We start from the raw sequence: 13,337 nt of genomic DNA on the forward strand, positions 1-13,337 counted from the left end.
CCGACCGCGCGTCCTCCGGGCTCCCGAAGGACGGCTCACATGGTGTCCGGACCGGTCCGGCCGGTGGTCGACGGCCGGTACGCCCGGTCGGCGTCGGTCATCTCCCGCCGCTCGGCCTCCGGGCCGGCGCCCCGGTCCACCGCCTCCGGCCCGTGGCCGAACGCGGCCTCCTCGCCGGCGTCGTTGCCGGTGACATCGTCCGCCTGCCCGTCGAGGGTCGACCGGGCGATCGCCCGGTCCAGCTCGCGCAGGGGAGTGCGTTCCTCGTCGCGCCACACGTGGCTGTCATTGTCGGTCATTCCCCTGCGGTACCCGGGCCGGATGATCGCAAACGGCCCCCGGACGCGGCGATGGCCGCCGGAACACCGGCGGCCATCGAGGTTCGCGTACCCGGGGGTCGGCGACTCAGGGAGTCGGCCGGTCGACCTTGCCGCGCCAGGCGCCGGTCTCCTGACCGCGCCGCTCGATGAACGTCTTGAACCGCGCCAGGTCTCCCTTGGCCCGGCGGTCCACCACGCCCAACTTGTCGCCGGCCTTCTCGACCATGCCCTGCGGTTCGAACTCCAGCTGCAGGGTGACCCGGGTGTTCCCCTCGTCCAGGCGGTGGAAGGTCACCACACCGGCCTGCTCGGTGCCCCCGGTGGAGCGCCAGGCCACCCGCTCGTCGGGCAGCTGCTCGGTGATCTCGGCGTCGAACTCGCGCTTCACGCCGGCGATCTCCACCGTCCAGTGGGTCATCGTGTCGGAGAGCTGCCGCACCTCCTGGACACCCTCCATGAAGTGCGGAAACTCCTCGAACTGCGTCCACTGGTCATAGGCGGTGCGGACCGGGACGGCCACGTCCACGTGTTCCATAACGCCGCTCATGTCAGTCTTCCTCCTGTCCGCCGGTGTCTGCTCCCGGACCGTGGGCCGATCCGCTCACCAGCGCGTCGTCTCGTTCTTGTGCCCGAGCGCGGCCCACACCTCGGAAACCGTCTGGTAACGGGTGCCCTCGGGCAGGCTCTGCAGCGCCGCCACGATGTCGTCCGGCGCCTCGTTCTCCCGGGCGTTGGCCACCAGCGTCTCCCGGTCGCCCGGCAGGGCGGACATCGTGATGAACCGGCCGAGGCGGCTGCGGCCCTCCACGTCCTCCGAGCTCATCCCCTTCGGGGCGCCGGTGCGCAGCTCGCCCGCCGGGGCCGTGGTGGCCTCGGGCTGGTCCTCCCCGGCCGGTTCCGGCACGCGGTGCTCCTCCACCCGGGAGCCTCCGGTACCCGGCCCCTGGATCAGGCCATTCACCTCGCTGCTCATCTGCTCGTCGAGCCTGGGTGAGTGCTTGCTGCTGGCACGTTCCATGCCCACAGACATGCCCGAGAGGGCCGCCGGTAAACCGACGGCGGCTGGCCGAGCCGGTCATCGCCCCTCGAATCGGGCGAAGCCGGTCAGGAAGCGGCCGGGGCGCGGGGCGCCAGCACCGGCTCGCCCGGATCCTCGACGCCGGCCTGCATCACCCGGCCCCGCTGGAGTTCCGCGTTGACCTGCACGCCGAGCATGAGCGCGCAGTTCGACAGGTAGAGCCAGACCAGGAAGGCGATGACCGCGCCCAGGCTGCCGTAGGTCACGTCGTACGAGCCGAAGTTGGCCACGTAGAGGCCGAAGCCGAAGGAGGCCACCACCCAGGCCAGCAGGGCCAGCGCGCCGCCCGGGGTGAGCCAGCGGAACCGGGGCTGCCGGACGTTCGGTGCGATCCAGAACAGCAGCGACAGCAGCATCATCGCCACCAGCGCGAGCACCGGCCACTTCGCCACCGTCCACACCGTGCGGGTCAGCCCGCCGGCGTGCAGCCGGTCGCCCACGAAGTCGGTGACCGGGCCGCTGACGATCAGCCCCAGCGCCACCCCGGCGAGCAGCACCAGCGACACCGCGGCGAGCCCGATCTGCAGCGGCCGCAGCCGGTAGAACGGCCGCCCCTCCTCGACCCCGTAGATCGCGTTGGAGGCCCGGGTGAACGCGCCGATGAAGCCGGACGCCGACCAGAGCGCGCCGAGCAGACCGAAGCTGAGCAGCACCTTCGCCGAGCCCCGCTGCTCGACCACGTTGCGCACCACGGTGACGAAGGCGTCGTTGCCCACCACCGAACCGGCCCCGATCTCGCGGGCCAGGTCGATCACGGTGTCCACCGTGCGCGGCCCGTCGGAGACCAGCCCGACCAGGGCGACCACCACGATGGTGGAGGGAAAGAGCGCCAGCACGCCGTAGTAGGTGAGCGCCGCGGCCCAGTCGGCGCAGTTGTCCTTGACGAAGTTGCGCCCGCTGCGGAACAGCACCCCGCGCCAGGTCGCCCAGCTCAACTGGCGTACCCGGCGGGGGATCCGGGCCCGCTGCCGGCCACCGGCTGCCGCGTCCGTCGTCGCCGTCATGACCGCCTCCTCCGCGCGCCGGGCGCACCACCGGCACGTGGCCCGGCGGTACCCCGGCCGGCAAATCGACAAACCGGGTGCCGGTTTGTGCTTCGGACCGGCGGGAACGAGTAGGGAATCCATGCAGACGGAGGAGGACGAGATGCCCGGGCGCGAGGTATTGCCCAGCACGCTGCGGCGCTCCCCGGCGAAGGCGCAGCGAACCTGGGAGAAGACGCACGACTCGGCGGTCGAGACGTACGGCGAGGGGGAGCGGGCGCACCGCACCGCCTTCGCCGCGGTGAAGCACGAGTACGAGAAGGTCGGCGACCACTGGGAGCCGAAGGGGCGTAAGGGCCCGAGCGACCGGCAGGCGGCCGGCGGCGGCCCGGCCCGGCGGGCACCCACGGCCGGCGGGGTGGACGCCAACGCCAAGAAGGAGCACCTCATGGAGGTGGCCAAGAAGCTCGACGTGCCGGGCCGGTCCCGGATGACCAAGCCGGAGCTGGTCAAGGCGATCGAGAAGGCGAACAACAACGCCACCCGCGAGGCCCGCGGCGGCCGCTGACCGGCCGGCGACGACACCGGAGCCCGGGACCGCGCAGGTCCCGGGCTCCCGTCGGCCCGCTCACCAGTGGCCGCCGCCCGGAGCCTCGATGTGCACCGCCTTCGTCGTGCTGAACTCGTCGAGCAGCTCCGGGCCGTACCCGAAACCCTGGCCGCTGCCGCGGCGCGGCTGCGCGGCACCACCCGGCGCGCCCCCGAACACCGCGTTGACCTTGACGGTGCCCACCGGCAGCTCGCGCCAGGCCCGGTGGGCGTGGCTCATCGAGCCGGTCAGCACCGTGGCGGCCAGCCCGTACGGGGAGTCGGCCGCGCAGCGCAGCCCCTCGCTGAACGAGTCGACCACGACCACCGGGGCGACCGGCCCGAAGGTCTCCTCGCGGACCAGCGTCATCTCGTGCCGGCAGTCGCTGACCACCGTCGCCGGGTAGAACGCGCCCGGTCCGTCCGGCACGGCGCCGCCGGTGCGCACCCGCGCCCCCTCGGCCACCGCCGCGGTGACCTGCCCGTGCACGTGGTCCCGGTGCCGCCGGTCGACCAGCGGCCCGAGCTGGGTCCCCGGGTCCCGCCCCGGGCCCACGGCGAGCTCCTCGGCCCGCTCGACCAACGCGTCGACGAAGTCCTCGGCCACGTCCCGGTGCACGTAGATCCGCTCCACCGCGACGCAGATCTGCCCGGCGTTGGCGAAGCAGCCCAGCGCCGCCTGCTCGGCCGCCCAGACCGGATCCACGTGCGCGTCCACGACCAGGGGGTCGCTGCCGCCGTTCTCCAGCAGCACCTTCGCGCCGGTCCGGGCCCCGGCGGCCGCGATCGCCCGGCCGGTGGCGGTGGAGCCGACGTGGGCGACCACGTCCACCTCCTGGCCGGCCAGCGCCGCGCCCACCTCCGCGCCACCGGTGAGCAGCGACAGCACCCCGGCCGGCAGCGCCGAGTCCAGGGCCCGGGCGAGCAGCCAGCCGGTCGCCGGGGTGCGCTCGCTCGGCTTGTAGAGCACCACGTTGCCGGTGACCAGGGCCGCGCCGAGCAGGCCGGAGGAGACCGCCACCGGGTCGTTCCAGGGGGTGATCGCGGCGACCACGCCGCGCGGTTCGGGGGCCATGAAGTCCAGGGCGGACGGGGCGCCGTGCAGGGTCCGCCCGCCCCGCACCGGGCCGAGTTCGGCGTACTGTCGCAGGGTGCCGATGCCCGCCGCCACGCCACCGCGCGCGTCGTCCAGCGGCTTGCCCATCTCCGCCGTGGTGGCCTGCGCCAACTCGTCGGCGGCGGCCTCGACCGCGTCCGCCGCGCGGTGCAGCGCCGCCGCCCGTTCCGCCGGAGCGGTCCCCGCCCATTCCGCCGCCGCGCCCCGGGCGGCCTCGACCGCCTTGGCCACCTCGTCCGCCGTCGCCACCGGCACGGTGGTCACCGGGGAGCCGTCGGCCGGATCGTGTACGACCAGCTCGCCCCCCGCACCACCGGCACCCCAGACTCCACCTATGAGCTGCGCAACCGTGTACATGCGGCAGTGGATGCCCCGACCCCGGCCCGGCAAACGCGTTTCGCCCGGTAACCGGACGGGTAGGCGGATCGGATGATTTCCACCGCGGACGCCGTCGTCATCGGGGCCGGGCACAACGGGCTGGTGGCCGCGAACCTGCTGGCGGACGCGGGCTGGGACGTGCTGGTACTGGAGGCCACCCAGGTCCCCGGCGGGGCGGTCCGCTCCGGGGAGGTGACCGCCCCCGGCTACCTGAGCGACCTCTACAGCTCCTTCTACCCCCTCGGCTACGCCTCCCCGGTGCTGCGCGACCTGGGCCTGGAGCGGCACGGGCTGTCCTGGACCCACGCCCCGGACGTGCTGGCCCACCTGCTTCCGGACGGCCGCGCGGCCGTGGTCAACCGGGACCTGGACGTCACCGCGGCCTCGCTTGAGGCGTTCGCCCCCGGCGACGGCGACCGCTGGCGGCACGCGTACGCGGACTGGTGCCAGGTGGCCGAGCCCATGCTGGATACCATCACCAGCCCGTTCCCGCCGGTGCGGGGCGGGCTGACCCTGCTGCGCCGGCTCAAGGTCTCCGGCGCGCTGCGGCTGGCCCGTCGGCTCGTGGTGCCGGTACGCAAGCTCGGCGACGAACTCTTCGCCGGCGAGGGCGGGCCGGCGCTGCTGGCCGGCTGCGCCCTGCACACCGACCTGTCGCCCGAGGAGGCCGGCTCCGGGGTGTACGGCTGGCTGCTCGCCATGCTCGGCCAGCAGGTCGGCTGGCCGGTGCCGATCGGCGGCGCGCAGAAGATCACCGACGCGCTGGTGGCCCGGCTGGTCGAGCGCGGCGGCCGGATCGAGTACGGCGCCCGGGTCGACCGGGTGCTGACCGCCCGGGGCCGGGCCATGGGGGTTCGCACCGCCGGCGGCGCCGACTGGCGGGCCCGGCGGGCGGTGCTCGCCGACGTCCCCGCCCCGGCGCTCTACCTGGACCTGGTCGGCCCGGCGGCGCTGCCGCCCCGGCTGGTCGAGGACCTCGCGCACTTCCAGTGGGACGGCTCCACGGTCAAGGTGGACTGGGCGCTGTCGGCGCCGGTGCCGTGGAAGAACCGGGCGGTGGCCGGCGCCGGCACCGTGCACCTCGGCGCCGACCTGAACGGGCTCACCGCGTACGCGGGGGAGCTGGCCCGCGGCGAACTGCCCCGGCACCCGTTCCTGCTGCTGGGACAGATGTCGGTGGCCGACCCGAGCCACTCCCCGCCGGGCACCGAGTCGCTGTGGTCGTACACCCACCTGCCGTTCCGCCGGCACTGGCGGGCCGAGGAGATCACCGGGCACGTGACGCGGATGGAGGAGGTGCTGGAGGAGGCCGCCCCGGGTTTCCGCTCGCTCATCGTCGGGCGGCACGTGGCCGGCCCGGCCGACCTGGAGGCCGCCGAGCCGAGCCTGGTCGGCGGCGCGGTGGGCGGCGGCACCGCGGCCGCGTACCAGCAGCTCTTCCTGCGGCCGATCCCCGGCCTGGGCCGCGCGGACACCCCGGTGGACCGGCTCTTCCTGGCCAGCGCCTCGGCGCACCCCGGCGGCGGGGTGCACGGCGCGCCCGGCGCGAACGCGGCCCGGGCCGCCCTGGCCCGCGACCGGGCGCTCACCGGCGACCTGTACGCGGGCGTGATCGGCGCGGCCCACCGCACGGTCTACCGCTGACCCGATCGCCGGGCCGTTCGCGCGCGGCTGCCGGCCGCCCGGGGTGGCGCACCCCGTTCGCGCCCGGCCCGACCGAAAGCCGGCGCCGCGTTGTGGTGGCCTGATGACAAAGCCTCACGCTGCGTCATCATGACGCAGCGTGAGGCCAAGTCGGTGCGGGAGGCGGCGGTGGGGTCAGCTGTCCAGGTTGCGGTGCCGGGTGCGCAGCTTGAACGGCATCAGCGCGCTCTCGATCTTGGTGGCGGTCGTCATCTTCGAGGCGCCCTCGCGGCGCTCCTCGAAGCGGATCGGCACCTCCAGGATGGTGTGCCCCAGCTTGGTGGCCAGGTAGTGCATCTCCACCTGGAAGCTGTAGCCGTTGGACTGCACCCGCTGCAGGCCGATGTCGCGCAGCGCGTCGGCCCGCCAGATCTTGAAGCCGGCGGTCAGGTCGCGGATGCGTACCCGCAGCAGGGTGTGCACGTAGAGGTTTGCCCAGCCGCTGAGCGCGCGGCGGTAGAGCGGCCAGTTCTCGTCCAGTTCGCCGCCCGGCACGTAGCGCGAGCCGATGACCACGCCGGCCTGGGTGGAGAGCAGTGCACCGAGCATGCCGGGCAGCGCCTCCGGCGGGTGCGACATGTCGGCGTCCATCTGCGCGACGTACTCCGCGCCGTCGTCGAGCGCCCGCCCGATGCCGTCCACGTACGCCCGGCCGAGACCCTCCTTGCCCGGGCGGTGCACCACCGTCACCCGGTCCGGGTGCTCGATGGCCAGCTTGTCGGCGACCTCCCCGGTGCCGTCCGGGGAGTTGTCGTCCGCGACGAGCACCTTCAGCCCCGGCAGCGGCAGCGCGAGGAGGCGCTCGACCAGCACCGGGAGGTTGCCCGCCTCGTTGTAGGTCGGAACGACGACGGTCAGGCGTGCGTCGCGCCACGGAGAGGGCAACTGCACGGGTTCGATCATCACGGACATCCTCGGTCGGCCGACAGGTTCACCTGAGAGGGTAGCCAGTCCTCTCCGCGCGGTCCGCACAGACGCCCGCCCGGCGGATTCCGGGACGTCCGCCGCTGCGGACGGTCAGCGTAGCCGCCGGGCCAACCCGCCGGCCGCCATCGCCAGCCCGCCGAGCGCCAGCACGGACACCGCGGGCTTGTGCGTGCTCACCCACAGTGCGACCGAGTGCCGGCGGGCCTGGTCGGCGAACACCCCCTCGGCGCCGCGGTCCCGCTCGTCGTCGCCCGGCCGGTCCAGGTTGTCGCGCCAGGCCGCCCGGTCGATCGGGGCGTCGGTCTGCTGGCTGTCGTAACCGTCCCGGGCCAGCTTCCGGTCCAGCAGGCCGGGGAAGAGGACGTTGCCGAGCCGGGCCCTCCAGGTCGGGCCCCCGACGTTCAGCTCGCGCGGCCCGTGGTCGGCGGCCCAGAGCACCGCCCGCGCGGCCACCTCCGGCGCGAAGATCGGCGGCACTGGCTGCGGATGCCGGGGCAGCCGGGTGCGTACCCAGGAGAACTGGGGGGTGTTGACGGCCGGAAGTTGCACCATCGTCAGCTTCACCCCGGGGAAGTCGTGCAGCAGCTCGGCCCGGAGCGAGTCGTTGAAGCCCTGCACCGCGTGCTTGCTCGCGCAGTACGCCGACTGCAACGGGATGCCCCGGTAGGCCAGCGCCGAGCCGACCTGCACGATCGCCCCGCGGCCGTGGGCGCGCATGTGGCGCAGCGCGGCCAGGGTGCCGTGCACGGTGCCCAGGTAGTTGACCTCGGTGACCCGGCGGAACTCGGCGGCGGTGATCTCCCAGGCCGGCGCGAAGACCGAGACCATCGCGTCGTTGATCCAGACGTCCAGCCCGCCGTAGTGGTGCACCGCGTCGTCGGCGGCCCGCTGCACCGCGCCCGCGTCGGCGACGTCCACCTCGTAGGTGCGCACGTCGGCGGCGCCGCGCCGGCGGCAGTCCCGCTCGGCGGCGGCCAGCCCGGCCGCGCCCCGGGCCAGCAGGGCAAGTTGGGCGCCGCGCGCCGCGTACGCCCGGGCCACCGCGCGACCCACGCCCGCGCTCGCCCCGGTGATGGCCACCCGCTGCGTCACTGGTCCACCTTCTGCCGGGTGGCGATGTCGGAGAGCCGGCGCAACGTCTCCTTGTTCCGCTGGTGCAGCAGCAGGTCGTTGAGCTTGTTCCGGACCCAGCGCAGCGGCCCGGCGGCGAACTCCTCGCCGATGGTGACCCGGGTCCGGCCGCCGTCCAGCGGCTCCAGCCGGAACACCACGATCGCCTCGCCGGCCGGCCACAGCCCGGCGCGCACCACGAACTTGTGCGGGGCGTCGCACTCCAGCACCGTCGAGGTGTCCTGGAGCGAGAGCGGCCACGGGCCCGCCTTGTGGTGCAGCTGGCTGCCCACCCGGGGCCAGGAGTCGTCCACGTCCCGGACGTGCACCGTGCCGACGACCCAGTCGCTGTACGTCCACCCGTCGGCGAGCACGGCGAACACCTGCTGCGGGGACGCGTCGATCACTTTCTCCACAATCGCCACCGCAACCCCATACCCCCGCCCGGACCACCGCTAACAGCGGCCGGGTTAGCTTCTCTCCGGCGGCGGGTAACGCCGGACCGGGCCGGCGCGAGCGGGGTTGCGGACCGGCCGTACGGCACCGGCGGAGGCGGCTCCGCCGAAGTTGATGTTTACTCCTCGGGGGGTCGGGAACCCGCCGCCCGTGCGACGGGACCACGAGCGGGATCAGTGCAGGTCAGCCCGGGTTGACCCGGGTGCTGACCGGTTCCCGTCCGGCCTGTACGACGCGGTGCTGCTGGACCGGGACGGCACGCTCATCGAGGACGTGCCCTACAACGGCGACCCGGGGAAGGTCCGCCCGGTGCCGGGCGCCCGGGAGGCGCTTGACCGGCTGCGCGCGGCCGGGCTGCGCCTGGCCGTGGTGAGCAACCAGTCCGGCCTGGCCCGGGGCTGCTTCACCGCCGAGGACCTGCGCCGGGTCAACGCCCGGGTGGAGGAGCTGCTCGGGCCCTTCGACAGCTGGCAGGTCTGCCCGCACGGGGAGCCGGACCGCTGCGCCTGCCGCAAGCCGGCCCCCGGCCTGGTGCACGCCGCCGCCCGGGCGCTCGGCACCACACCGACCCGTTGCGTCCTGGTCGGCGACATCGGCGCCGACATGGCCGCCGCCGCGGCGGCCGGCGCCGCCGGGATCATGGTGCCCACCCCGGCGACCCGGGAAGCCGAGGTGGCCGCCGCGCCGACCGTCGCCGCCGACCTGCCGGACGCGGTCGCCACCATCCTCGGCCGGATGCGGCTGGTGGCCGCGCCGGAGCCGGCGCCCCGGCGGGGCACCGTGCTGGTGGCGCGCAGCGACGCGGCCGGCGACGTGCTGGTCACCGGCCCCGGCATCCGCGCGGTGGCGGCCGGGGCGGAACGGGTGGTGCTGCTCTGCGGGCCACGCGGCCGGGCGGCGGCGGAGCTGCTGCCCGGCGTCGACGAGATCATCGAGTCGCCGCTGCCCTGGATCGACGCACCCGCCCCGCCGGTCGACCCGGCGGCCATGCGCGCCCTGGTCGACCGGCTCGCCGCCGTACGCGCGGACGAGGCGGTCGTCTTCACCTCCTTCCACCAGTCGGCGCTGCCGCTGGCGCTGCTGCTGCGGATGGCCGGGGTGCCGCGGATCAGCGCGATCAGCGACGACTACCCGGGCGCCCTGCTCGACGTGCGACACCGGGTCCCCGTCGGGGTGCCCGAGCCGGAGCGGGCGCTGTCGCTGGCCGCGTCGGCCGGCTTCGCGCTGCCCGCCGGCGACGAGCCGGGGCTGCGGCTGCGCGCCGACCGGCTGCCCCCCGCCCCGGCCGCCGCCGGCGAGCCGGGCTACGTCGTGCTGCACCCCGGTTCCTCGGCGGAGACCCGGGCCTGCCCGTTCGAGCTGGCCACCCGGATCGTCCGGGTGCTTAGCGCCGCGGGCTACCGGGTGGTGGTCACCGGTGGGCCCGACGAGCGGGAGCTGACCGCCGAGGTCGCCGCCGCGGGCGGCCTCGACCTGGGCGGGCGTACCGGCCTCGGCGAGCTGGCCGCGGTGGTGGCCCGGGCCGGCGCGCTGGTGGTCGGCAACACCGGCCCGGCGCACCTGGCGGCGGCGCTCGGCGTGCCGGTGGTCAGCCTCTTCGCCCCGACCGTCCCGTTCGGACAGTGGGGGCCCTACCGGGTGCCGACGGTGCGGCTCGGCAACGCCGGGGCGGCCTGCCGGGACACCCGGGCCATGCGCTGCCCGGTCCCCGGCCACCCCTGCCTGTCCGCGGTCGAGCCGGGCCGGGTGCTGGAGGCGCTGCGGCTGCTCGGGGTGCCCGCCGGCGCGCCGGAGCCGCTGGTCGCCGTCCCCGGCGGGGTGGTCGGATGAACGTCCTGGTGTGGCACGTGCACGGGTCCTGGACCACGTCCTTCGTGCACGGCAAGCACCGCTACCTGGTGCCGGTCACCCCGGACCGGGGCCCGTACGGGCTGGGCCGGGCGCGGACCTACCCGTGGCCCGACAGCGCCGTCGAGGTGACCCCGCCGGAGCTGCGCCGGGCCGACGTGGACGTGGTGCTGCTCCAGCGGCCCGAGGAGTTCGACCTGGCCTGCGAGTGGCTGGGCCGGCGGGTCGGCCGGGAGGTGCCGGCCGTCTACGTCGAGCACAACACCCCGAAGGGCGACGTGCCGAACAACCGGCATCCGATGGCCGGCCGGGACGACCTGCTGCTCACCCACGTGACCCACTTCAACGAGCTGTTCTGGGACAACGGCGGCACCCGCACCGCCGTGGTCGAGCACGGGGTGGTCGCCCCCGCCGTCGAGTGGACCGGCGAGCTGGAGCGCCTCGCCGTGGTCATCAACGAACCGGTGCGCCGCTGGCGGGTCACCGGCACCGACCTGCTGGCCCGCTTCGCCGAACTGGCGCCGCTGGACGTCTACGGCATGAGGGTGGCCGGGCTCGCCGACCACCTGGGCCTGCCGCCGGACCGGCTGACCAGCCACGACGACGTGCCGCAGCACGCCATGCACGCCGAGCTGGCGAAGCGGCGGGCGTACCTGCACCTGTGCCGGTGGACCTCGCTCGGGCTGAGCCTCGTCGAGGCCATGACCATGGGGATGCCGGTGGTCGCGCTGGCCACCACCGAGGCCGTGGAGGCGGTGCCGCCGTCCGCCGGCGCCCTCTCCACCCGGGTGGACGTGCTGGTCGAGGCGGCCCGGGGCCTGCTCGACGACCCGGTGGCGGCCCGCCTGGCGGGCGCCGCGGCCCGGACCGCCGCCCGGAACCGCTACGGCCTGGAGCGTTTCCTCGCCGACTGGGACCGGCTGCTGGAGGAGGAAGTATGCGCATCGCGATGATCTCGGAGCACGCCAGCCCGCTCGCCGTCCTCGGCGGCGAGGACGCCGGCGGCCAGAACACGCATGTCGCGGAGCTCTCCGCCGCGCTCGCGGCCGCCGGTCACGACGTCCGCGTGCACACCCGGCTGGACGCGGTGGACCTGCCGGTGCGGGTCCGCGCCCCGGACGGGTACGACGTGGTGCATGTGCCCGCCGGGCCGGCCGAGCCGGTGGCCAAGGACGACCTGCTGCCGTACATGCCGGCGTTCGGGGAGTGGCTGGCCGATAGGTGGCGCACCGGCGACTGGCAGCCCGAGGTGGTGCACGCGCACTTCTGGATGAGCGGCCTGGCCGGGCTGGCCGCCGCGCGGCGCACCGGGGTGCCGGTGGTGCAGACGTACCACGCGCTCGGCACGGTCAAGCGCCGCCACCAGGGCGCGCAGGACACCAGCCCACCGGGCCGGGTCGCGCACGAGCGCCGGCTGGGCCGCTCCGTGGACCGGGTGGTCGCCCAGTGCCAGGACGAGGTCGCCGAGCTGGTCCGGATGGGGGTGCCCCGGTCCCGGATGACCGTCGTGCCGTCCGGGGTGAACCTGTCCACCTTCGTCCCGCTCGGCCCGGTCGCCGAACGGGACGGCGACCGCCCCCGGATCCTCACCGTCGGGCGGCTGGTCGAGCGCAAGGGCTTCCAGGACGTCATCCGGGCCACCGCGCTGGTGCCGGACGCCGAGTGCGTGGTGGTCGGCGGCCCGCCGGCCGGGCTGCTGGAGACCGACCCGTACGCGCTGCGGCTGCGGGCGCTCGCCGAGTCCTGCGGGATCGCCGACCGGGTGAAGGTGATCGGGGCGGTGCCCCGGGAGGAGATGGGGCGCTGGTACCGGTCGGCCGACGTGCTGGTCGCCGCCCCCTGGTACGAGCCGTTCGGGCTCACCCCGCTGGAGGCGATGGCGTGCGGCGTACCGGTGATCGGCACCGCCGTGGGCGGGCTGATCGACACGGTGGTGCCCGGCCGGACCGGCGACCTGGTGCCCGCCCGCGACCCGGCGGCGCTCGGCGCGGCGATCCGCGGGCTGCTCGGTGACCGGATCCGCCGGTTCGCCTACGCCACCGCGGCCCTGGAACGGGCCCGCACCCGCTACTCCTGGTCCACCACGGCCGACCGGCTCGCGGAGTTGTACGCCGAGGTGGCCACCGTCCGTCGGCCCACCCGGGTGGTCGCCTGATGGCGCCCACGCCGGCCGTCGGTGGGACGGTGCTGGAGGACCACCTGACCCGGCTGGCCGCCGCGCTGCTGCCGCTGCGCGACGCGGAGCAGTTGCTGGCCCGCTGGGGCGGGGAGCTGGCGCGCCGGCTGGCCAGCGGCGGGCGGCTGCTGGTGGCCGGCAACGGCGGCAGCGCCGCCGAGGCCCAGCACCTCACCGCCGAACTCGTCGGCAAACTCCGCGACGACCGCGAACCACTCTCCGCCATCGCCCTGCACGCCGAAACCTCCGCCCTCACCGCCATCGGCAACGACTACGGCTACGACGAGGTCTTCGCCCGCCAGGTCCGCGCCCACGGCCGACCCGACGACATCCTCCTGCTCATGTCCACCAGCGGCACCAGCACCAACCTCCTCACCGCCGCCCGGGCCGGCCACGACACCGGCCTGCGCTGCTGGGCCTTCACCGGCCCCGCCCCCAACCCGCTCGCCGGGTCCTGCCACGAGACCCTCGCCATCGACTCGCCGGACAGCCAGGTGGTGCAGGAGCTGCACCTGGTCGCCACCCACGTGCTCTGCGAGTACGTCGACCGGGCGCTGCCCGCGGCGCTCGCCGCCCGCGCGGCGGACCGGACGCCGGCCGACACGGTGCGGACCGGGGTCGAGGTGGTGCTCGGTGACGGCCCGGACGGGAAGGTGCAGGCCCGATGAGGAGG

Annotated in this window: 14 protein-coding genes; 6 read left to right on the plus strand and 8 right to left on the minus strand. The window is 75.2% G+C overall.

Going from position 1 to position 13,337, the window contains the following annotated elements:
- Nucleotides 1-35: 35 nt before the first annotated feature.
- From AC0OLQ_RS11785 to AC0OLQ_RS11800, 4 genes are all read right to left on the minus strand, one after another.
- Complete coding sequence (locus AC0OLQ_RS11785) at nt 36-299, minus strand: hypothetical protein (RefSeq protein ID WP_484531349.1); 264 nt, start codon at nt 297-299, stop codon at nt 36-38.
- 106 nt (nt 300-405) lie between these two features.
- Nucleotides 406-867: an SRPBCC family protein gene (locus AC0OLQ_RS11790; RefSeq protein WP_357333009.1), complete on the minus strand. Its 462-nt coding sequence runs from the start codon at nt 865-867 to the stop codon at nt 406-408.
- Nucleotides 868-921: 54 nt separating this feature from the next.
- Nucleotides 922-1,338, minus strand: coding sequence for a DUF2795 domain-containing protein (locus AC0OLQ_RS11795; protein ID WP_357333008.1), 417 nt, complete (start codon nt 1,336-1,338; stop codon nt 922-924).
- 86 nt (nt 1,339-1,424) lie between these two features.
- Entirely contained in the window at nt 1,425-2,402 is a 978-nt protein-coding gene (locus AC0OLQ_RS11800) for a YihY/virulence factor BrkB family protein (protein ID WP_484531350.1), read from the minus strand.
- A 142-nt stretch (nt 2,403-2,544) separates the two neighbouring features.
- On the opposite strand from AC0OLQ_RS11800, the gene AC0OLQ_RS11805 reads away from it, so the two are divergent.
- The gene (locus AC0OLQ_RS11805; protein ID WP_357333327.1) at nt 2,545-2,949 is read left to right on the plus strand and encodes a ChaB family protein; all 405 of its coding nucleotides are present in this window, start codon (nt 2,545-2,547) and stop codon (nt 2,947-2,949) included.
- A 60-nt stretch (nt 2,950-3,009) separates the two neighbouring features.
- Here the strand turns inward: AC0OLQ_RS11805 and AC0OLQ_RS11810 are convergent, their stop codons facing one another.
- Nucleotides 3,010-4,443: an aldehyde dehydrogenase family protein gene (locus AC0OLQ_RS11810; RefSeq protein WP_484531351.1), complete on the minus strand. Its 1,434-nt coding sequence runs from the start codon at nt 4,441-4,443 to the stop codon at nt 3,010-3,012.
- Between the two features lie 72 nt (nt 4,444-4,515).
- On the opposite strand from AC0OLQ_RS11810, the gene AC0OLQ_RS11815 reads away from it, so the two are divergent.
- The gene (locus AC0OLQ_RS11815) at nt 4,516-6,108 is read left to right on the plus strand and encodes a phytoene desaturase family protein (RefSeq protein WP_484531352.1); all 1,593 of its coding nucleotides are present in this window, start codon (nt 4,516-4,518) and stop codon (nt 6,106-6,108) included.
- Nucleotides 6,109-6,282: 174 nt separating this feature from the next.
- Here the strand turns inward: AC0OLQ_RS11815 and AC0OLQ_RS11820 are convergent, their stop codons facing one another.
- The 3 genes from AC0OLQ_RS11820 to AC0OLQ_RS11830 form a co-directional block, all read right to left on the minus strand.
- Nucleotides 6,283-7,050: a polyprenol monophosphomannose synthase gene (locus tag AC0OLQ_RS11820; RefSeq protein WP_357333004.1), complete on the minus strand. Its 768-nt coding sequence runs from the start codon at nt 7,048-7,050 to the stop codon at nt 6,283-6,285.
- A 114-nt stretch (nt 7,051-7,164) separates the two neighbouring features.
- On the minus strand, nt 7,165-8,166 hold the full coding sequence (locus tag AC0OLQ_RS11825) for an SDR family oxidoreductase (protein WP_484531353.1): 1,002 nt from the start codon (nt 8,164-8,166) through the stop codon (nt 7,165-7,167).
- Nucleotides 8,163-8,609 (minus strand): SRPBCC family protein, encoded by a 447-nt coding sequence (locus tag AC0OLQ_RS11830; RefSeq protein ID WP_484531354.1) that lies wholly within the window; start codon nt 8,607-8,609, stop codon nt 8,163-8,165. Before AC0OLQ_RS11830 ends, AC0OLQ_RS11825 begins: the two co-directional genes overlap by 4 nt.
- A 145-nt stretch (nt 8,610-8,754) precedes the next feature.
- Between AC0OLQ_RS11830 and AC0OLQ_RS11835 the strand changes: the two genes are divergently transcribed.
- From AC0OLQ_RS11835 to AC0OLQ_RS11850, 4 genes are read left to right on the plus strand one after another with little or no spacing between them, the layout of a single operon-like run.
- Nucleotides 8,755-10,470 carry an HAD-IIIA family hydrolase gene (locus AC0OLQ_RS11835; RefSeq protein WP_484531355.1) on the plus strand — a complete coding sequence of 572 codons (1,716 nt, stop codon included), beginning with the start codon at nt 8,755-8,757 and terminating at the stop codon, nt 10,468-10,470.
- Nucleotides 10,467-11,441 (plus strand): glycosyltransferase, encoded by a 975-nt coding sequence (locus tag AC0OLQ_RS11840; RefSeq protein WP_484531356.1) that lies wholly within the window; start codon nt 10,467-10,469, stop codon nt 11,439-11,441. The genes AC0OLQ_RS11835 and AC0OLQ_RS11840 overlap by 4 nt, the downstream gene beginning before the upstream one ends.
- The gene (locus AC0OLQ_RS11845; protein ID WP_484531357.1) at nt 11,426-12,643 is read left to right on the plus strand and encodes a glycosyltransferase; all 1,218 of its coding nucleotides are present in this window, start codon (nt 11,426-11,428) and stop codon (nt 12,641-12,643) included. The genes AC0OLQ_RS11840 and AC0OLQ_RS11845 overlap by 16 nt, the downstream gene beginning before the upstream one ends.
- Nucleotides 12,643-13,332 carry a D-sedoheptulose-7-phosphate isomerase gene (locus tag AC0OLQ_RS11850; RefSeq protein WP_484531358.1) on the plus strand — a complete coding sequence of 230 codons (690 nt, stop codon included), beginning with the start codon at nt 12,643-12,645 and terminating at the stop codon, nt 13,330-13,332. The genes AC0OLQ_RS11845 and AC0OLQ_RS11850 overlap by 1 nt, the downstream gene beginning before the upstream one ends.
- Nucleotides 13,333-13,337 lie beyond the last annotated feature (5 nt).

The organism is Micromonospora sp. Utrum1 (assembly GCF_057197805.1).